The following is a 17,862-nucleotide window of genomic DNA, read 5'->3' as shown; positions in this document are numbered from 1 at the left end:
ACTTTTTTGCCCTCGACATTGGCTTTGCGCTCATACCCAGCATCACTATCCTCTGGCATATGAAAGCCGTACTGCTCGCTGGCGGGCTCGGAACCCGCATCTCCGAAGAGTCACACCTCAAGCCCAAGCCCATGATCGAAATCGGAGGGCGGCCCATCCTGTGGCACATCATGAAGATGTATGCCACCCATGGCGTCAATGACTTCATCGTCTGCCTGGGCTACAAGGGCTATGTGATCAAGGAGTATTTCGCCAACTACTTCCTGCACATGTCCGACGTGACCTTTGACATGGCCAACAACCGCATGGAAGTGCACCACCGCCACGCCGAGCCCTGGCGCGTGACGCTGGTGGACACCGGCGAGAGCACCATGACCGGCGGGCGCCTGCGCCGGGTGCAGGAGTACCTGGAGCCCGGACAGCCGTTTTGCTTTACCTATGGCGATGGCGTGGCCGACCTCGACATGACCGCGCAATTTGCATTTCACCGTGCCCATGGCCTCCAGGCGACCGTCACGGCAGTGCAACCCCCTGGCCGTTATGGCGCGCTGGTGCGCAACGGCGACGCAGTGCAGGGCTTTGAAGAAAAGCCACGGGGTGATGGCGGTTGGATCAACGGCGGCTTTTTTGTGCTGCAGCCAGAAGTGATTGGCCTGATTGAAGACGACGCTACCAGCTGGGAACTGGAGCCCATGCAGCGCCTGGCCCAAAGCGGCCAGTTGCAGGCGTTTGAGCACACGGGCTTTTGGCAACCCATGGACACGCTGCGCGAGAAAAACCTGCTCGAAGACCTATGGCAAAGCGGCCAGGCCCCCTGGAAGACCTGGTAATGCCCCAAAGCGTGCAACCCACCCCTGATTTTTGGCGCGGCAAGCGCGTGCTGCTGACCGGGCACACCGGCTTCAAAGGCAGCTGGCTGGCCCTGTGGCTGGCGCGCATGGGGGCGGAAGTGACGGGCTTGGCCCTCGCGCCCGCCACTGAGCCCAATCTCTTTACCCTGGCACGTGTGGCAGGCGACATGCACGCCAGCCACGCATGCGATGTGCGCGACGCCCAAGCCGTGGCTGCCCAGGTGCAGGCCGCCCGCCCGCAGGTCGTGCTGCACCTGGCCGCGCAGGCGCTGGTGCGCGCAGGCTACGCCGACCCGCTGGGCACCCACGCCACCAACGTCATGGGCACGGCCCATGTGCTGGATGCGCTGCGGGGCCAGGCCGATGTGCGCGCCGTGGTGGTAGTGACCACCGACAAGGTCTACCGCAACCGCGAGTGGGTCTACCCCTACCGTGAGGACGACCCGCTGGGTGGCCACGACCCCTACAGCGCCAGCAAGGCGGCGGCCGAGATCGTCACCGCCAGCTACCGCGATGCCTTTTTGGCCGCGCAGGGCGTGGCCGTGGCCACGGCGCGGGCGGGCAATGTGATTGGTGGGGGCGACTGGGCGGCCGATCGCTTGCTGCCCGACGCCGTGCGCGCCTGGAGCGCCGGGCAGACCTTGCACATTCGCCACCCCGAGGCCACGCGCCCCTGGCAGCATGTGATCGAGCCGCTGGCCGCCTACCTGTGCCTGGCCGAGCGGCTGTGGGCCGACCCCACCCGCGCCGGGGCCTACAACTTTGGCCCGCTGCCGCACGAGGCTGCTACGGTGGGGTATGTGGTCAAAATGGCCTCTAGCGCTTATCCATCCAGCGCAACCAGCTATGAAAATCATAGTAAAGGACCGCACGAAGCGGGCTGGCTGGCGCTGGAAACTGCCCACGCCCGCCAGGCCCTGGGCGTGGCCCCCCGCTGGGGGCTGGACACCGCCGTGGCCCGCACCATGGCCTGGTACCGCGCCCAGCAGGGCGGGGCCGATGCCCGGGCCCTGTGCATGGCCGACCTGGATGCCTGGGAGGCCACGCAGTGAGCTCACGTTTTGTCTGCACCCCTTTGCCCCTGCACGGGTTGGTGCGCGTGCAGCGCCAACCCCTGCAGGATGCGCGTGGCCTGTTCGAGCGCCTGTTCTGCGCCGACGAGCTGGCCGCTGCACGATGGACTCAGCCCATCGCCCAGATCAATCACAGCCTCACGCGCCAGCGCGGCAGCGTGCGCGGCCTGCACTACCAGCGCCCGCCCCATGCCGAGATGAAGCTGGTGAGCTGCCTGCGCGGCGAGGTGTGGGACGTGGCCGTGGACCTGCGCGCAGGCTCGCCCACCTTTTTGCAATGGCACGCCGAGCGCTTGTCCCCCGACAACGCCTGCGCGCTGCTCATCCCGCCCGGCTTTGCGCATGGCTTTCAGGCGCTGACCGGCGACGCAGAACTGCTGTATCTGCACTCTGCCGCCTACGCGCCCGGCGCAGAAGCGGGCCTGAACCCGCTGGACCCACGCTTGGCGCTGCCTTGGCCGCTGCCCGTGGGCGAAATGTCCGAGCGCGACCGCAGCCATGCGCTGCTGACTGCATCGTTTGAAGGATTGCACCTGTGAAGTGCCGACACTGCGGCCAGCCGCTGCACCTGCCGTTTTTAGACCTGGGCAGCGCGCCGCCGTCCAACGCTTACCTGAGTGAGGCCGCCCTGCGCGCGCCCGAGGTCTGGTTCCCGCTGCGCTTGCTGGTGTGCACGCACTGCTGGCTGGTGCAGACCGAAGACCACGCCGGGCGTGAGGCCCTGTTCACGCACGACTACGCTTACTTCAGCTCGTTCTCCACCTCCTGGCTCGCCCACGCCAAGGCTTACGTGCAGGCCATGCAGCAGCGCCTGGGGTTGGGTGCGGGCAGTTGCGTGGTCGAGGTCGCATCGAACGACGGCTACCTGCTGCAGTACGTGCATAAGGCGGGCATCCCTTGCTACGGCATTGAGCCCACAGCCAGCACGGCCAAGGCGGCGCGGGCGCTGGGCCTGGAGGTGGTGGAGCGCTTTTTTGGCGTGGCCCTGGCCGATGAGCTGGCCCGCGCTGGCCGCCAGGCCGACCTGATCGCCGCCAACAATGTGCTAGCCCATGTGCCGGACATCAACGACTTTGTGGGCGGCTTCACCCGCCTGCTCAAGCCCCATGGCGTGGCCACCTTCGAGTTTCCGCACCTGCTGCGCATGGTGCAGGGCTGCCAGTTCGACACGGCCTACCACGAGCATTACTCGTATTTGTCGCTCACCGCCGTGCAGCGCATCTTTGCCGCCAACGGGCTGGCGGTGGTAGATGTGCAAGAGCTGCCCACCCACGGCGGCAGCCTGCGCGTGTTCGCCGCCCGGGCCGATGCCGCCGCCCACCCACAGGCCACGCCCGAAGGCACTGAGCGCGTGGCGCAACTGCTGGCCACGGAAGCCGCTGCAGGCTTGCTGAGCGAGGGTTTTTACAGCGATTTTCAGCCCCAGACCTTGCGTATCAAGCGCGAGCTGCTATCGTTTTTATTGCAATGCCAGGCCGCGGGCCTCACCGTCGGTGCCTACGGCGCAGCCGCCAAGGGCAACACGCTGCTCAACTTTGCGGGCGTGCGGCCCGACCTGCTGCCCTACGTGGTGGATAAAAACCCCGCCAAGCAGGGCCAGTATTTGCCGGGCAGCCGCATCCCCATCGTCGATGAAGCCCACCTGCGCGCGCAACGGCCCGACCGGGTGCTGATCCTGCCCTGGAACCTGCGCGATGAAGTGGCCGCGCAGCTGGACTATGTGCGCAGCTGGGGCGGCCAATTTGCCGTGGCCGTGCCGCGGCTGGAAGTGTTTTGAATTGCCTTATTGCCTGAATTTTGAGGAGCCCGCGCCATGACAGCCACCCCCGCCATGACCAGCAACGACCCGCGTGACCTGGATGGCAAGCGCCTGCAGCTTGCCATGCAAACCCTGGGGCGTGACCCGGCGCTGCGCGCCCGCATGATCGCCCTGCTGCGCGAGTGCGAAGGGCAGATTGCTTGCGCTGGCTCGGTGCGTGACGAGGTGGTGGGCCCCATCATCGACGCCCTGCACCTGGACACCGATCAGTACGACAAGATACTGGCCGATGGCACGCGCTTTCAGTTTCTGTACCGCACCAAGATCGCCCGCGACTTTTTGCTATCCGAGGCGGAGCACCCCACCCATGTATGGGAGCCGCAGACCACCAAGCTGCTGCTGGAGCTGGGCCGTGACCTGCAAGGGGATGTGTTGGTGGGTGGTGCGTACTTTGGCGACCAGGCTGTGCTGGTGGCCCGCCAGCTTGCCGGGCGCGATCTGAAGGTGCACTGCTTCGAGCCCAACCCCCAGCAGGCCGCGATGCTGCAGCGCAATATCGACCTGAACCATTTGACCAACGTGGTGGTGAATGTGGCGGGCCTGTGGAGCCGCAGCGGCGAGCGCATGCGGCTCGACGGATTTGACTCGTTTGCCAACATGGTCAGCGTGCAGGATGGCAGCGGCTTTGACACCGTGGCCATGGACGACTACGCCCAGCGTCAGGGCCGCCGTATCGGCTTGATCCAGCTGGACATTGAAGGGGCCGAGCTGGCGGCGCTGCAAGGCGCGCAGCAAGTGCTGGCCCGGGACAAGCCCCACGTGGTGTTTGAACTGCACCGCACGTATGTGGACTGGTCGCAGGGCCTGCGTGCCACCCCCCTGTGCCGCCTGCTGCTGGACCTGGGCTACGCCGTGTACGCGGTGCGCGACATCAACTCCCACCGCGAGATGCCCGGCCAGCCCGTGGAGCTGGTGCCGCTCGATTCGGTGTACCTGGACGGCCCGCCCCATGGCTTCAACATGCTGGCCGTGCCCGATGCGGCGCGTGTGCAGGGCAGTGCCTTCCGCATCGTGGAAGGTGTCAGCCCCAAGCTGCTGCCGCACAAGGACCCGCACCTGCACCACCCCGTGGGCGGGTTCTGAAAAGGCGGCGCGTTGATCTCCCGGACGGATCACCACGCTCTGCAAGGCCAGCACTTCACGGTGGTGGGCGCGGCCGGCTTTGTGGGGCAGCGGCTGTGCACCACCTTGCGGGCGCGTGGCGCGCAGGTCTGGGTACCGGGCCGCCATGAGGTATGGCCCTGGCAGCCGCCACCCGGCCATTTGCTGGGCCATGTCATGTATTGCGCCGGGCTCACGGCAGACTACCTGGCCCGCCCTTTCGACACCGTGCAAGCCCATGTCAGCCACTTGGCGCAGGTGCTGCAGCACGGGCTGGCACAGGGCACGCTGCAGTCACTGGTCTATTTGTCGTCCACCCGGCTGTACGACGGTTTGGGGGATTCAGGGGGCGAGGGCGAAGCCCGCGAAGATGCCGTTCTACCCATGGACCCGGCCAACCCCCGCCATCTCTATGACCTCTCCAAGGGGCTGGGGGAATCCCTGTGCCATGTGGCGGGGCAGGGGAGAGCCCGCATAGCGCGGCTGGCCTGTGTGTACGAGGGGCCGCAGGATGCCGATGGCTTTTTGCCCACCCTGCTGCGGCAGGTGCTCCAGGCCCGTGCCGCAGGGGCCGGGCAGGTCACCGTGCAGTCATCCCCCCATTTCACCCGCGACTACGTGCACCTGGACGACGTGGTCGATGCACTGATCCGCATTGCCGTGCAAGGGCAGGCACCGGTGTACAACGTGGCCTCCGGGGTCAATGTGTCCAATGCCGAACTGTTTGATTACCTGAAGCAGCGCTGGGGCTGTGCCGTGCAGCCCTTGCTGGATACCCGGCCAGCCCCCACGCCTCGCATCAGCACTGAGCGCCTGCGCACCGAGCTGCAATGGCAACCCCGTGGGCTGCTTGCGGCGCTGGATTCACTGTGGGCCACTGGCCCAGGAGCCTGAGCATGCTCAAGCCGCTGCATTTGTCGCGCAACGAACTCTCCACTTACGTGGCTCGCCAATTGGCGACGTTCTACCCCGATGGGCTTGATGCCGATGCCCCGGTGGTGCTGGCGGCCCATATGGATGCCGCCCTGGCGCGGCTGGGCCGGTGCATCAACGAGGTGCGGTGGTGGACGCCCAATGAGTTCGACCATCTGCATTCCACCCAGTACACGCTGTTTCTCTATTACCTGGCCAATACGATTTGGAAGGCCACCGGCAACCGCACGCTGTGCACCAAGCTGTTTGGCCTGAACAAGGCGCTCAACGGGATTGATCTGTTCTACGAGATCGAGATGCCGGAGGTGATGTTCATTGGCCACTCGGTGGGCATCGTCTTTGCCAAGGCCACTTACGGCAATTACCTGGTCGTTTACCAGAACTCCACCGTGGGCAAGAACCACGGCGTAGCCCCGGTGTTGGGCGAGGGGGTGGTGATGTATGCAGGCACCGCCATCATCGGTGGCTGCCAGGTGGGCGATGGCACCGTGTTGTCGCAGGGCACCAGCCTGGTCAATACCGACACGCCCGGCCACTGCACGGTGTACCCGGGCCAAGGGGGGCAGGTGGTCTTCAAGCCTACGCGGCGCGACGCGCTGCAGGATATCTTCCGCCGCTGAACCAGCTGCTTGCTGAGGAGGCTGATCCCTGCTTGCATCAGTGAGTGACTGCAAAAAACTGGCTTTTGCGCTTATCTATCAAGCGCTGGTAGCTATCATTTTTGATGTATCGCGATGGGGGTCTCGCTGTCGCCATTGATCAACAAAAAACCCCGGAGCCTGTGATGGCTGCCGGGGATGAGGGCAGGGTAAGGCGCAGGTCCACCAACCTGCAGCCCAGAGGCAATGGCGCTTTTTTACTTGAGCAGCGACAGCACGCCCTGCGGGATTTGGTTGGCCTGAGCCACCATGGCGGTTCCAGCCTGCTGCAGGATCTGGGCGCGGGAAAGATTGGCCGTTTCTGCGGCAAAGTCGGCGTCCTGAATGCGCGAGCGGGAGGCAGAGAGGTTCTCCGACGTGATGTTCAAGCTGGCGATACTGGTTTCAAAGCGTGCCTGCAAGGCGCCTAGTTTCGCTCGCTCGCTGCTGATGAACGCCAGGGCTGAGTCCACGGTCTTGAGCGCCTCGGTGGCTTTTCCGAACGTGGTGATGTCCAAGTCCGACACTTTTTGCAGTGTGGAGGCAGAGTCCGCGAACGCGTCCGTGGTTGCTGCAGTGGAGTTGTCGATGGCAAACGACTTTTCCGAGTCCAGGGTGATGTAGCCGCTGGTAATGGAGCTGTCAGCCGTGGAGTCTGCCGCCAAGGTAACCGCGGCTCCGGAGTTGGTTCCGTCAGCTGCCAGTTTCTGAACAGTGACAGCCCCGGCATTGACCACGGTGGTATCGGCAATGCGAATGTCGTTACCTGTCGCGTTGGTCAAAATGATGGCAGTACCAGTGGTATCCAGAGCCGCAGTGACGCCAGTTTTAGACGACTGATCGTTGATTGCCGAAATGGCGGACGACAAGCCATCGGCAGTGTTGTTGGCACTCAGCGTGAAGGAAATGGCCTGATCGGCGCCATTGTCGGAGCGCAAAGCCAGTGCATAGGCACCTGCCCCAGCAAATGACAGCTTCACTTCCGTACGTGCTGTAGCGGTCACGCCGGTATCTGACTTTACAAAGTTCACGTTGTCAGCAATGGTCTTGGCCGTCTGGTTGGCTCCCACGTTGACGACCTTGCTGCCAATCGATCCGTTGATGGTCACGGCTGCGCTGGTCACGCCGTTAGCACCCCATGCGCCTGTGCCTGCTGCGACGCCAGGCGCCTGGACTTGGTTGTTGCCATACACCGTGGTGCGTAAGTTAGCGGTTGCTGCGGTGATGGTCTGGTTGGCGTTTGCGCCCACCTGGAACTGCTGGGTGCCAAAGGTCCCGTCCAGCAGCTTTTGACCGTTGAACTCGGTAGTTTGCGAAATCCGGTCCAGTTCTGCCACCAGTTGCGAGACTTCCTGCTGCAGGGCCTTGCGGTCGCCGGAACTGTTGGAAGCGTTGGCGGACTGCACTGCCAGCTCACGCACACGCTGCAGGATGTCTCCTGCAGACTTCATGGCACCTTCCGTGACCTGCGCCAGGGAAATACCATCGTTGGCGTTGCGTGCAGCCTGGTTCAGCCCGCGAATCTGGCTGGTGAAGCGCTCAGAGATCGCCAGACCGGCGGCGTCGTCCTTGGCGCTGTTGATGCGCAGACCCGAGGACAGGCGCTGAATGGAAGTGTTCAGCGAACTCTGGCTCGTGCTGAGGTTACGTTGCGCGGTCAACGATGCAACGTTGGTATTGATAGTGGATGCCATTGCGTTACTCCTGCAGAGCTGAAGACAAACATTTCTGCCGGTTTAAGCGTTGCCCCTCCGGCGGACTTTTTGGGAACGATGGAGGAATTGTGAGGAGCTGCTGTTTTTGTGTTAGGGCGATAAGACGCAGAAAAACCGTCTTATCCGTGCGTTTGCCCCTAAAGTTTTCTGCCGAGCACCCGAAAACCTACTCAACGGGACGCATGAAACAAGAGTGAGGCCCGCCGTTCACCCGACAGCCCCAAGGCAACTGGTGAGCACTGAGGCCAGGTAGACCTGGCGCCCAGTTGGCGGAAACGCCATATTCAGTCAGTTCTTTTCAGGAGATTTGCCATGGCATCCACCATCAATACCAACGTTGCATCGTTGACCGCACAGCGCAATCTGGGTGCAAGCCAGAGTTCGCTCAACACCTCCATCCAGCGCCTGTCTTCCGGTTTGCGCATCAACAGCGCCAAGGACGACGCCGCCGGTCTGGCGATTTCTGAGCGCTTCACCAGCCAGATCAAGGGCTTGAATCAAGCTGTGCGTAACGCCAATGACGGTATTTCGCTTGCTCAGACGGCTGAAGGTGCGCTCAAGGCCTCCGGTGACATCCTGCAGCGTGTGCGTGAACTGGCTGTGCAGTCGGCCAACGCTTCCAACAGCGCAGGTGACCGCAAGGCGCTGCAGCAGGAAGTCTCGCAACTGGTATCTGAATTGGATCGGATCTCGCAAACTACCGAGTTCAACGGTCAAAAGCTGCTCGATGGCAGCTTCGGTACCCAGCAATTCCAAGTGGGTGCCAACGCCAACCAGACCATTACTGCCGCTACCGCCAACCTGCGCACTTCCGTTTACGGAAACAACCAAGTCGCTGCTGCTGGCGCTTCGGCAGCCACAGGCGCCTGGGGTGCCAACGGTGTTACCAGCTCAGCTGTCACCATCAATGGTTCGGTGGGCAGCAAGGTCGTCAACGTGGCAGCCAACGAAACTGCAAAAACCATAGCCGATAACGTGAATGCGGTGAAGGGCGATACGGGCGTTACCGCTACAGCCCGTACGGACGTGCAGATGACTTTTGGCGCCGCAGGCTCCTACTCCCTCAACCTGCGTTCGGACAATAGCTCGGATCAGGCTATTTCCTTCACACTGAGTGCAAGCAACACTGCTGACGGTTTGTCGGCCGCAGTGTCTGCCATCAATGATCAAAGCTCCAAGACGGGGGTGACCGCATCGCTCAACTCGGCTGGAACAGGCGTGATCCTGACCAACGCCACAGGCAATGACATCCGCGTGGCAGATACTGCAGTGCAAAACAGCGGTACTGTTTCGCTGCAAAAGCTGGCTGCCGACGGCACTACTTCGGGCGGTGCTGTCACACTGGCTGCCGATACCACTGCAGACAACTCCGTGACCAGTGGCTACATCACCCTGGATTCGGACAAGTCCTTCTCGGTGGATGCCTCTACAGCCGCAGCAACCGATGCGTTTGCGGATGCATCTTCCACCCTGAAGAAGGTGTCTGATCTGGATGTGACAACCTTCTCCAAGGCGACGGATGCATTGAAGACTGTGGATTCGGCTTTGTCCTTCATCAACGGTGAACGAGCCAAGCTGGGTGCCTTGCAGTCTCGCTTTGAAACCAGCATTTCGAACCTGCAGGTGACGTCTGAAAACCTGTCTGCATCTCGCAGCCGCATTCAGGATGCTGACTTCGCCTCGGAAACAGCCAACCTGTCTCGTTCTCAGATCCTGCAACAGGCTGGTACCGCGATGGTGGCCCAGGCTAACCAGTTGCCACAGGGCGTGTTGTCCCTGCTGCGTGGCTAAGCATGGTTTGATGGGTAGTCCATAGTGAAATGGCGGTGGCAGGTTTCTGTCATCGCCATTTCGCATTTAGCTCTTCTGGGCTACGGGCTGCACTTAAATTTCTTGGCGGGTGTGCACTGTTGGTGGGGTGCCCCAGAGCGTTGGATATGAAGGGTTTCTTGGCAGGTTTACTGGCGTTCTTAATTTTCAAGTCGCGCCATAATTTCCGCTGAAACGGCTCAGGAGGTTGATGTGGCTACTTTTTCTTCGGTTGGCGTGGGCACCGGTGGCTTGGATTCTGCGGCACTCATTAAAAAGATGGTGGACCTCGAGCGTGAGCCTTTGGCCAAGCTGGAGACACAGAAAGCCATTGTCACCACCAAAATATCGGCTTTTGGGCAAATGAAGTCACTTGTGTCTGCTCTGTCGGATGCGGCTTCCAAGCTAACCAGTGTGACGGGCTGGAATGCTGTTTCCACGAACTCTTCAGACAGTAAGTACGTTTCTGCTACTGCGGTGGGGGGGACTCTTCCTACGACCTTTTCTGTGGCAGTCCAGAGTCTTGCCAAGGCTCAGTCCACAGCGTCTGCAGCACTCATGCCGTTAGGTGCTGCGGTGGGTGCAGGGACCGTGAGGCTTGAGGTGGGGCGGTGGAGTGGTACCCCAGAAAGCTTCACTCCCGGCGCTGGTAAAGCGCCTGTGGATATTGAAGTGTCTGCGTCTGACAAGCTCAGCGATATCGCCAGCAAGATCAATGGCTCCGGTGCCGGGGTGACGGCCAGTATCCTTTCTGATGCCTCGGGTGAGCGACTGCTGCTGCGCAGCAAGGTCACTGGCGAAGAGGCCGGTTTTCGCCTGAGTGTCATGGAAGGAGGCGATACGGACATTGGCAGCGCAGCCAATACTGATGCGTCAGGATTGTCGCGCTTGGTAAATGGCAGCACCGTGACGCAATCGGCCGCCGACGCGAAGGCCACGGTGAATGGCATTGCGGTCTCTTCAGGTACAAATTCTTTTGCCAATACGGTTTCGGGAGTGACCTTCACGGCCGTCCAAGTGACTGCATCGCCAGTTGAAATCTCTGTGGCAAAAGATACCTCTGCTGTTTCGTCCAACATTGATGCTTTTGTTTCTGCATACAACGCTATCAATCAGCTGATCAACGAGGCAACCAAGTTTGATACCACCACCGGTAAGGGGGCGTTGCTGCAGGGTGATTCAACCACCATTGCCTTGCAGAGTGCATTGCGTTCGGCGGTTCAGTCTGTCACTACAGGCTCTTCGGTGTTTCAGCGTTTGGCAGATGTGGGGATCACTCAGCAGCGCGGAGGTGATTTGGCCGTTGACAAGACCAAGCTGGCTAAGGCAATGAATGACAACATGGAAGAGCTGAAGAACATGTTCCGTAGCACGGAGGGTGGTTCTGCAGAGGGCATTGCTGTCAAGATCAAAGCCACCACTACCAGTCTTTTGAGTGGTGACGGATTCTTCAAGAGCAAGGACAACTCTTTGCAGTTGGCGCTGAAGCGTAATGAAGCGGATCGGGTGCGTGGAGAGGCTCGGGTTGATGCTTTTGAAAAACGTCTGAATGCCAGATATTCCGCTCTTGATACCCAAATGTCGAAACTGACGGCATTGAATGCCTACGTCGCTCAGCAAGTGACCACTTGGAACAAGTCGTCGGGTTGATGTGGTGTGGAGTCTTTAGTTTGGGCAGCGAATGCCGATAACTAAATCATCACCCCTTGAAGGATTGTCAGCATGTTTACCGCCCACAACCCTAGAGCCGTCAACGCTTATCAACGAATCAACGTAGAGACCAGCATGCACACGATTGATCAACACCAGTTGGTCAGCTTGCTGTACGAAGGTGTGCTGGGCGCAGTAGCCACTGCGCGTGGTGCCATCGCTCGCGGTGATATCCAGACCAAATGCAACAGTATTGCCAAGGCCATCCGGATTCTTGAGGAGGGCTTAGGTACTGCCTTGGACCGTGTGGACGGCGGTGAGCTCGCAGAAAATCTGGGAGCCCTGTACGACTACTGTGTTCGCAGGCTCATATCAGCCAACGCACAAAACAGCGATGAGATGCTGCAGGAAGTCATGCGCCTGATCGAGCCTATTGCCACGGGGTGGAACGAAATCAAGAAAACCACCCCTGTTCCCCAAGCCTCCGCTGCTGCCTATGCCGGCAAGCCTATGTTGATGGAGGCCTGAGCCATGTCCAGTATGTTGATTGACTATTACAAAGCGATTGAAGACAGCAGTGCAAAGATGCTGGAAGCTGCCAAGCTCAAGGATTGGGATGGCGTGGTGCGCTACGAGGGGGCCTGCGCTGTGCTGATTGAACAGTTGCGTTTCAAGTCGCAACAGCACGAGTTGCAACCTGAAGATCGTCGTGAAAAAACGCGGATCATGCAGCGCATCCTGCGCAATGATGCTCAGATCCGCTGCCTGGCTGAGCCGTGGCTTGCACAGTTTGAGCACCTGTTTGACGGGCAGCCTGTGATCATGCACTGATCAAATCTCTGTCCTTCATCCAACAAAAAAGCGCTTGGTTTACCAAGCGCTTTTTTGTTTTTGCGGGCGGTTTTCAGTATTAAGGGTGTTGGCTGCCCTTGCCTCAGACCTGCATATTCATGATGTCTGTATAGGCTTGCACCATACGGTTGCGTACGTGAAGGGTAGCCTGGAATCCCACCTGCGCCTTTTGAATGGCCACCATCGTTTCCTCAAGGCTCACGGAGGGGTTCTCCATCTGGACTTCGCGCTGCAGTTCCGTAGAGCGGTTTTGCGCTGCGCTTACAGATTTGAGTGCGCCCTTCAGAGCGCTCGAGAATCCAACATCGCTGTTATCGGTTTGCGGACTTGCTGCGCGGCGAGCCAGGCCGGTACCCGTCAAGGGAGCTGTGGAGCTGGAAATACGAAGGTCCATGGCGGTGTCCTCGGGGGCTGTGGGGAATGGGGGTATGCTGTGATCCTATCTATCCAGCGGGCGTCAAACCTGCGAAATAGATGGTCAAAGGCGCGGCTTATCCAGCCAACGTCCTGGGGGCTTCGCCGAATAATCGCTCCAACGCTAGGTCTTTTGTCAGGCCTGTCTTATTGGAAAGCAAGATGTCTGCTGTTGCTGAAGTCCCTGTCGTCACACCGCCTGCCAGCGCCAGCCCCACCCCTAACTGGCTGCAGCGGTTGTCTTTGCTGGATCGTGGTCAGCGCATACGCCTTGGGCTGGGTGTTGCGTTGCTGGTAGGTGCTGCCGTTGCAGCCGCTGTGCTTGGACGCCAGCCGGACTACAAAGTCCTCTTCTCCAATCTCACCGACAAAGACGGCGGGGCCATCATCGCCCAGTTGTCCCAAATGAATGTTCCGTACAAGTATGCGGATGGTGGTGGGGCGATCATGATCCCCGCAGAGCGGGTGCATGATGTGCGACTGCGCCTTGCCACCCAAGGGTTGCCACGCGGCTCCGTCACGGGTTTTGAGTTGATGGAGACCAACCGTTTTGGAATGACCCAGTTCCAGGAGCGGCTGAACTTCCAGCGTGGGCTGGAGGGTGAGTTGACGCGCTCCATTCAGGCGCTCTCTTCAGTGCAGTCTGCCCGCGTGCATCTGGCGCTGCCCAACCAGAACGGCTTTTTCCGTGAGCAGCAAAAGCCCTCTGCTTCCGTATTGGTGAGCCTGCATCCCGGTCGCATCCTGGACCGAGCACAGCTTGCTGGCATTGTTCATCTGGTGGCGTCCAGCGTGCCCGAGCTTGCACCTTCTGCAGTCAGTGTGCTGGATGACACTGGCAAGCTCCTCTCCCAATCCCCTGACGCCGCCAACAACGGCGTGGATGCTCAACAGCTGTTGTACGTGCAGCAGATTGAGCAGCAGTACACACGTCGCATCATGGACATTCTGGAGCCAGTGGTGGGGCGCAACAACGTCAAGGCGCAAGTGAGCGCGGAGCTGGACTTTTCGCAGACCGACCTGACCTCCGAACAGTTCCGGCCCAACCAGACCGCTGATTCAGGCGCTATCCGCAGTCAGCAGGTGCTGGAGAGCCGGGGCAGCTCCAACAAGACAGCCAGTGGTGTGCCGGGTGCGGTATCCAACCAGCCACCTACACCCTCCACCGCTCCCGTCAATGGTGCCAATCCGGCCCCATCGGCAGGTGGTCAGCAGGGGGCTGAGGAGTCGACGAGCAAACGCGAATCCACGACCAACTACGAGGTGGACAAGACGGTGCGTGTGACGCGCGGCAACAACTGGGCCATCAAGCGCCTGAGTGCTGCCGTGGTGGTGAATTACCAGCCTGCAACCGAAGAAAAGGGCAAGCCTACGGCCAAGGCGCTGACGCCGGAACAGGTCGAGCAGATGACGGGCTTGGTGCGCGAAACCATTGGCTTCAACAAGGATCGGGGCGATTCGGTCAATCTCATGAATACGCCTTTCCTGGTGGAAGATGCCCAAACTGCCCAACTGCCTTTGTGGAAGCAGCCCGAAGTGCAGGAGCTGGCCAAGACATTTGCATGGCCTTTGGGTGCGGTGCTGTTCGCTGCACTGGTACTGCTGGGTCTGGTACGCCCTGCCTTGAAGGGCACAGTGGTCAAACCGACGGAAGTGACACCGATTGCGGGAGGTCAGCTTGATGCGATTGAGGCCGATCAGCCGGATCGCCCAGCCTTGCCCTCACCTGCCAAGAAAGATGAGGTCGCGGAAGTTACGCCTGAGCAGTTGCGCCTGGAGGAAGCCCGTGTACTGGCCAAGAGCAACCCTGTGGCTGTGGCCAACATCCTCAAAACCTGGGTGCACGGCGAGAATGCCTGATGTCATGAGCTACGGGATGATTTGCCATGGATGAACAAGGTCTGAATGATGCCGCGATCCTTTTGATGTCTCTGGGAGAGGAGGAGGCAGCGGAGGTCTTCAAGCATCTGTCTCCCAAAGAGGTGCAGAAGCTGGGCGAGACGATTGCCCGCATGAAGTCTGTCTCCAAAGAGAAGGTGGACAGCGTCATCAACCGGTTTGCAGATGACGCCTCCGCCCAGAGCCTGTTGGTCTCGGATACCGGTGACTATGTGCGCTCGGTGCTCAAGCGGGCCCTGGGGGATGACAAGGCTTCCTTGCTGATTGACCGGATTCTGCAGGGCGGAGATGTATCGGGCATTGAAAGCCTGAAGTGGATGGATCCACTTTCCGTTGCCGAACTGTTGCGCAACGAGCACCCTCAGATCGTGGCTGCCATCCTGGTGCATCTGGACTCAGAGCAGGCTGCTGGCATCCTGCAGCAGCTGACGGATCGGCAACGCAGCGAAGTACTGCTGCGTGTTGCGACTCTGGAGGGCATACAGCCCACTGCGTTGAAAGACCTGAACGAGGTGCTGTTCAAGGTTCTGGCAGGCGGCGACAAGATTCGCAAGAGTTCTTTGGGGGGTGTCAAGGCTGCCGCCGAAATCATCAACCTGCTGGGTGGCAACATGGATGCGGTGGTGCTCGAATCCATCCGTGGCTATGACCCTGATCTGGCCCAGAAGATCATGGACAAGATGTTCGTCTTTGAGGACATCCTCAAGCTCGACGACAAGTCCATTCAGATCGTGCTCAAAGAAGTGGCGTCTGAAACACTCATCGTTGCGCTCAAGGGAGCCGTGCCAGAACTGCGTGAGAAGTTTCTCTCCAACATGTCTTCGCGTGCAGCGGAGGCCCTGCGGGACGATCTGGAGTCCCGTGGACCCATGCGACTGTCGGAGGTGGAAGCGCAGCAGAAGGAAATTCTCAAGACGGTACGGCGCCTTTCCGACGAAGGCCAGATCGTGATCGGTGGTGGTGGCGACGATGCCTTCGTTTAATCGTCATTACTCACGGTTCATCCCCAGTGAAGAGGTGGGGGTTGTTACCCAGTGGAAATTCGGTGCCGTGGATGGCTCGGATCTGGTGGAGCCTGCGCCAGAACCTGAGGCATTGCCAGAGCCCGCCGCTCCTGTCGTTGACGAGGCCGTGCATCTTGCAATGATCCAGCAGACCTGGGATGACGCATTTGCCCAAGGCTTGGCTCAAGGTCAATCGGAGACTGCGCTGGAATGGCAGCACCGCATGGACGAGTACATCGCCCAGCAGGGGAACGATCTGGCGCAGCGTCTCCACGCCGTGACGCAATCGCTGGAAGCTTCGCTGGCGGGGTTTCAGCAAAACATGGCACAAGAGGTGCTGGCTCTGGCCTGTGAGATTGCAAAGCAGGTGGTACGCAAGGAGTTGTCCTGTAACTCCCAGACATTGCTTCCTGTGGTTCAGGAGGCGGTGGGCATGTTGCTGGCAGAGGGACGGCCTGCGGTCGTCCGGATGAATCCTTCAGACATGGAAACACTCCAGGATGCCTTGCTTGCTCTCAGCGAAGGCGGTCGTGTGCAATGGCTGGCAGACGCATCGGTTTCCGCTGGAGATTGTTTTGTGGAGTCGGGCGGCACCGTGGTGGATGGGTCAGTGGCCAAGCGCTGGGAGCGTGCGGTGGCGGCGCTGGGTCTGCAGTCGCCTTGGGACGAACAAGCAGGCCAGCAAGAGGCAGCAGATGCCCATTGAACCTGTCACCTCATGGGAACGTTTCATGGCCGATGCGCGGGACCGTGCGTCGGTAGATGTACCCCTGGAAACGCGAGGAACATTGACCCGATTGACGGGGCTTGTTTTGGAGGCTGCGGGAATTCGTGTTCCTGTGGGTTCCCAGTGCATGGTTCAAATGCCGGGGCACGAACCCGTGCTGGCAGAAGTGGTGGGCTTTTCTGCAGACAAGGCGTTTTTGATGCCCGCAGGAGACATCCATGGATTGTCCAGCGGTGCCAGTGTGGTGCCCGCAGCGCCCTACGTGCCTCCTCCTCGCCTGGGTGAGTTGGGAAAACCCGTTGCTCGCGCGGGTGTCCTGCGCTTGCCCATGGGTGATGGCTTGCTGGGACGGGTGGTGGATGCCCAAGGTGTACCACTGGACCATGGTGGCGCATTGGTAGACGTTGCAGCCGAGCCTATGGATCGCCGTCAGATCAATGCCATGGACCGAGACCCGGTGCGGGAATCCCTCGACACAGGTGTCAGGGCCATCAATGCGCTGCTGACGGTGGGTCGGGGGCAGCGGTTGGGATTGTTTGCAGGCTCGGGTGTAGGAAAGAGTGTGCTGCTGGGAATGATGGCTCGCTACACCCAGGCAGATGTCATCGTGGTCGGGCTGATTGGTGAGCGTGGCCGAGAGGTCAAGGAGTTTGTCGAAGACATCCTGGGCGAGGATGGCCGTGCCCGTTCGGTGGTAGTTGCTGCGCCTGCGGATGCCCCTCCGTTGCTGCGCATGCAGGGGGCGGCATACGCCACAGCGGTGGCGGAGCATTTCAGAGACAAGGGCAAGCACGTGCTGTTGTTGATGGATTCGCTCACTCGATATGCCATGGCCCAGCGCGAGATTGCTTTGGCCATTGGCGAGCCGCCTGCCACTAAAGGCTACCCCCCCTCGTGTTTTGCGAAGCTTCCGCAGTTGGTTGAGCGCAGCGGCAATGGGTTGCATGGGGTCGGCTCGATCACGGCTTTTTATACCGTGCTCTCAGAAGGAGACGACCAGCAAGATCCGATTGCTGACTCTGCGCGTGCCATTCTGGATGGCCACATTGTTTTGTCCCGTGCGCTGGCCGAGTCCGGGCATTTTCCCGCCATTGATATCGAGCAATCGGCTTCGCGAGTGATGCACAACGTAGTGTCCCGCGAGCATTTCGAACTCGCCCGCCGCTTTCGTGCTGTGTACTCGCGATACCAGAAGAGCAGGGATCTGGTGCAGGTGGGCGCTTATATGAGTGGGTCCGATCCTGCGCTGGACGAAGCCATTCGGCTGCAGCCGCAGATGGCGGCTTGTTTGCAGCAGGGCATGTTTGATGCCTCCTCCATGGAGCAGAGCGTTTCTGCCATGGCAGAGGTACTTAACGGCTAGTGCGGAGTGGCGAA

Annotated in this window: 17 protein-coding genes; 15 read left to right on the top strand and 2 right to left on the bottom strand. The window is 60.5% G+C overall.

What is annotated here, in order from left to right; translation table 11 throughout:
- Positions 1 to 59 precede the first annotated feature (59 nt).
- The 7 genes from rfbF to AACH87_RS18735 are packed head-to-tail and all read left to right on the top strand — an operon-like array spanning position 60 to position 6,397.
- Positions 60 to 830: a glucose-1-phosphate cytidylyltransferase gene (gene rfbF / locus AACH87_RS18765; RefSeq protein WP_338796044.1), complete on the top strand. Its 771-nt coding sequence runs from the start codon at positions 60 to 62 to the stop codon at positions 828 to 830.
- Complete coding sequence (rfbG, locus tag AACH87_RS18760) at positions 830 to 1,903, top strand: CDP-glucose 4,6-dehydratase (protein ID WP_338796043.1); 1,074 nt, start codon at positions 830 to 832, stop codon at positions 1,901 to 1,903. The genes rfbF and rfbG overlap by 1 nt, the downstream gene beginning before the upstream one ends.
- Positions 1,900 to 2,463 carry a dTDP-4-dehydrorhamnose 3,5-epimerase gene (gene rfbC / locus AACH87_RS18755; protein WP_338796041.1) on the top strand — a complete coding sequence of 188 codons (564 nt, stop codon included), beginning with the start codon at positions 1,900 to 1,902 and terminating at the stop codon, positions 2,461 to 2,463. The genes rfbG and rfbC overlap by 4 nt, the downstream gene beginning before the upstream one ends.
- Positions 2,460 to 3,701 (top strand): class I SAM-dependent methyltransferase, encoded by a 1,242-nt coding sequence (locus AACH87_RS18750; RefSeq protein ID WP_338796040.1) that lies wholly within the window; start codon positions 2,460 to 2,462, stop codon positions 3,699 to 3,701. The genes rfbC and AACH87_RS18750 overlap by 4 nt, the downstream gene beginning before the upstream one ends.
- A gap of 36 nt (positions 3,702 to 3,737) precedes the next feature.
- Entirely contained in the window at positions 3,738 to 4,826 is a 1,089-nt protein-coding gene (locus tag AACH87_RS18745; protein ID WP_338796039.1) for an FkbM family methyltransferase, read from the top strand.
- Between the two features lie 12 nt (positions 4,827 to 4,838).
- Positions 4,839 to 5,738, top strand: coding sequence for an NAD(P)-dependent oxidoreductase (locus tag AACH87_RS18740; RefSeq protein ID WP_338796038.1), 900 nt, complete (start codon positions 4,839 to 4,841; stop codon positions 5,736 to 5,738).
- A gap of 2 nt (positions 5,739 to 5,740) precedes the next feature.
- Positions 5,741 to 6,397, top strand: coding sequence for a hypothetical protein (locus AACH87_RS18735; RefSeq protein WP_338796037.1), 657 nt, complete (start codon positions 5,741 to 5,743; stop codon positions 6,395 to 6,397).
- A gap of 236 nt (positions 6,398 to 6,633) precedes the next feature.
- Here AACH87_RS18735 and AACH87_RS18730 read toward each other — a convergent pair whose 3' ends face one another.
- Positions 6,634 to 8,109 carry a flagellin gene (locus AACH87_RS18730; RefSeq protein WP_338796036.1) on the bottom strand — a complete coding sequence of 492 codons (1,476 nt, stop codon included), beginning with the start codon at positions 8,107 to 8,109 and terminating at the stop codon, positions 6,634 to 6,636.
- 333 nt (positions 8,110 to 8,442) lie between these two features.
- On the opposite strand from AACH87_RS18730, the gene AACH87_RS18725 reads away from it, so the two are divergent.
- The 4 genes from AACH87_RS18725 to AACH87_RS18710 all read left to right on the top strand — a co-directional run bounded on the left by AACH87_RS18725 (position 8,443) and on the right by AACH87_RS18710 (position 12,420).
- Positions 8,443 to 9,921 carry a flagellin gene (locus AACH87_RS18725; protein WP_338796035.1) on the top strand — a complete coding sequence of 493 codons (1,479 nt, stop codon included), beginning with the start codon at positions 8,443 to 8,445 and terminating at the stop codon, positions 9,919 to 9,921.
- 231 nt (positions 9,922 to 10,152) lie between these two features.
- Positions 10,153 to 11,589, top strand: coding sequence for a flagellar filament capping protein FliD (gene fliD / locus AACH87_RS18720; protein ID WP_338796034.1), 1,437 nt, complete (start codon positions 10,153 to 10,155; stop codon positions 11,587 to 11,589).
- A 72-nt stretch (positions 11,590 to 11,661) separates the two neighbouring features.
- Positions 11,662 to 12,117, top strand: coding sequence for a flagellar export chaperone FliS (fliS, locus tag AACH87_RS18715; RefSeq protein WP_338796033.1), 456 nt, complete (start codon positions 11,662 to 11,664; stop codon positions 12,115 to 12,117).
- Between the two features lie 3 nt (positions 12,118 to 12,120).
- Entirely contained in the window at positions 12,121 to 12,420 is a 300-nt protein-coding gene (locus tag AACH87_RS18710; RefSeq protein ID WP_338796032.1) for a flagellar protein FliT, read from the top strand.
- A 103-nt stretch (positions 12,421 to 12,523) separates the two neighbouring features.
- Here the strand turns inward: AACH87_RS18710 and fliE are convergent, their stop codons facing one another.
- Positions 12,524 to 12,835 (bottom strand): flagellar hook-basal body complex protein FliE, encoded by a 312-nt coding sequence (gene fliE / locus AACH87_RS18705; protein WP_338796031.1) that lies wholly within the window; start codon positions 12,833 to 12,835, stop codon positions 12,524 to 12,526.
- 182 nt (positions 12,836 to 13,017) lie between these two features.
- On the opposite strand from fliE, the gene fliF reads away from it, so the two are divergent.
- Genes fliF through fliI form a run of 4 tightly spaced genes read left to right on the top strand, consistent with a single transcriptional unit; the run spans position 13,018 to position 17,848 of the window.
- Positions 13,018 to 14,715: a flagellar basal-body MS-ring/collar protein FliF gene (gene fliF / locus AACH87_RS18700; RefSeq protein ID WP_338796030.1), complete on the top strand. Its 1,698-nt coding sequence runs from the start codon at positions 13,018 to 13,020 to the stop codon at positions 14,713 to 14,715.
- A 26-nt stretch (positions 14,716 to 14,741) separates the two neighbouring features.
- On the top strand, positions 14,742 to 15,737 hold the full coding sequence (gene fliG, locus AACH87_RS18695; RefSeq protein WP_338796029.1) for a flagellar motor switch protein FliG: 996 nt from the start codon (positions 14,742 to 14,744) through the stop codon (positions 15,735 to 15,737).
- Entirely contained in the window at positions 15,724 to 16,464 is a 741-nt protein-coding gene (locus AACH87_RS18690) for a flagellar assembly protein FliH (RefSeq protein WP_338796028.1), read from the top strand. Before fliG ends, AACH87_RS18690 begins: the two co-directional genes overlap by 14 nt.
- Positions 16,454 to 17,848, top strand: a complete 1,395-nt coding sequence (gene fliI / locus AACH87_RS18685) for a flagellar protein export ATPase FliI (protein ID WP_338796027.1) — start codon at positions 16,454 to 16,456, stop codon at positions 17,846 to 17,848. The genes AACH87_RS18690 and fliI overlap by 11 nt, the downstream gene beginning before the upstream one ends.
- Positions 17,849 to 17,862 lie beyond the last annotated feature (14 nt).

Source organism: Acidovorax sp. DW039, from assembly GCF_037101375.1.
In the GTDB taxonomy this organism is placed as follows: Bacteria; Pseudomonadota; Gammaproteobacteria; order Burkholderiales; family Burkholderiaceae_C; genus Acidovorax.
Note: the sequence above shows the minus strand (reverse complement) of the source record. Positions and strands in the feature narration are given on the sequence as shown.

What these genes read in the sequence shown, in the direction of transcription:
- fliE (WP_338796031.1), bottom strand. Translation starts at nt 12,835, where the DNA reads ATGGACCTTCGTATTTCCAGCTCCACAGCTCCCTTGACGGGTACCGGC.
- fliG (WP_338796029.1), top strand. Translation starts at nt 14,742, where the DNA reads ATGGATGAACAAGGTCTGAATGATGCCGCGATCCTTTTGATGTCTCTG.
- fliF (WP_338796030.1), top strand. Translation starts at nt 13,018, where the DNA reads ATGTCTGCTGTTGCTGAAGTCCCTGTCGTCACACCGCCTGCCAGCGCC.
- AACH87_RS18690 (WP_338796028.1), top strand. Translation starts at nt 15,724, where the DNA reads ATGCCTTCGTTTAATCGTCATTACTCACGGTTCATCCCCAGTGAAGAG.
- AACH87_RS18745 (WP_338796039.1), top strand. Translation starts at nt 3,738, where the DNA reads ATGACAGCCACCCCCGCCATGACCAGCAACGACCCGCGTGACCTGGAT.
- rfbF (WP_338796044.1), top strand. Translation starts at nt 60, where the DNA reads ATGAAAGCCGTACTGCTCGCTGGCGGGCTCGGAACCCGCATCTCCGAA.
- AACH87_RS18735 (WP_338796037.1), top strand. Translation starts at nt 5,741, where the DNA reads ATGCTCAAGCCGCTGCATTTGTCGCGCAACGAACTCTCCACTTACGTG.
- rfbG (WP_338796043.1), top strand. Translation starts at nt 830, where the DNA reads ATGCCCCAAAGCGTGCAACCCACCCCTGATTTTTGGCGCGGCAAGCGC.
- AACH87_RS18710 (WP_338796032.1), top strand. Translation starts at nt 12,121, where the DNA reads ATGTCCAGTATGTTGATTGACTATTACAAAGCGATTGAAGACAGCAGT.
- AACH87_RS18730 (WP_338796036.1), bottom strand. Translation starts at nt 8,109, where the DNA reads ATGGCATCCACTATCAATACCAACGTTGCATCGTTGACCGCGCAACGT.
- AACH87_RS18725 (WP_338796035.1), top strand. Translation starts at nt 8,443, where the DNA reads ATGGCATCCACCATCAATACCAACGTTGCATCGTTGACCGCACAGCGC.
- fliI (WP_338796027.1), top strand. Translation starts at nt 16,454, where the DNA reads ATGCCCATTGAACCTGTCACCTCATGGGAACGTTTCATGGCCGATGCG.
- fliS (WP_338796033.1), top strand. Translation starts at nt 11,662, where the DNA reads ATGTTTACCGCCCACAACCCTAGAGCCGTCAACGCTTATCAACGAATC.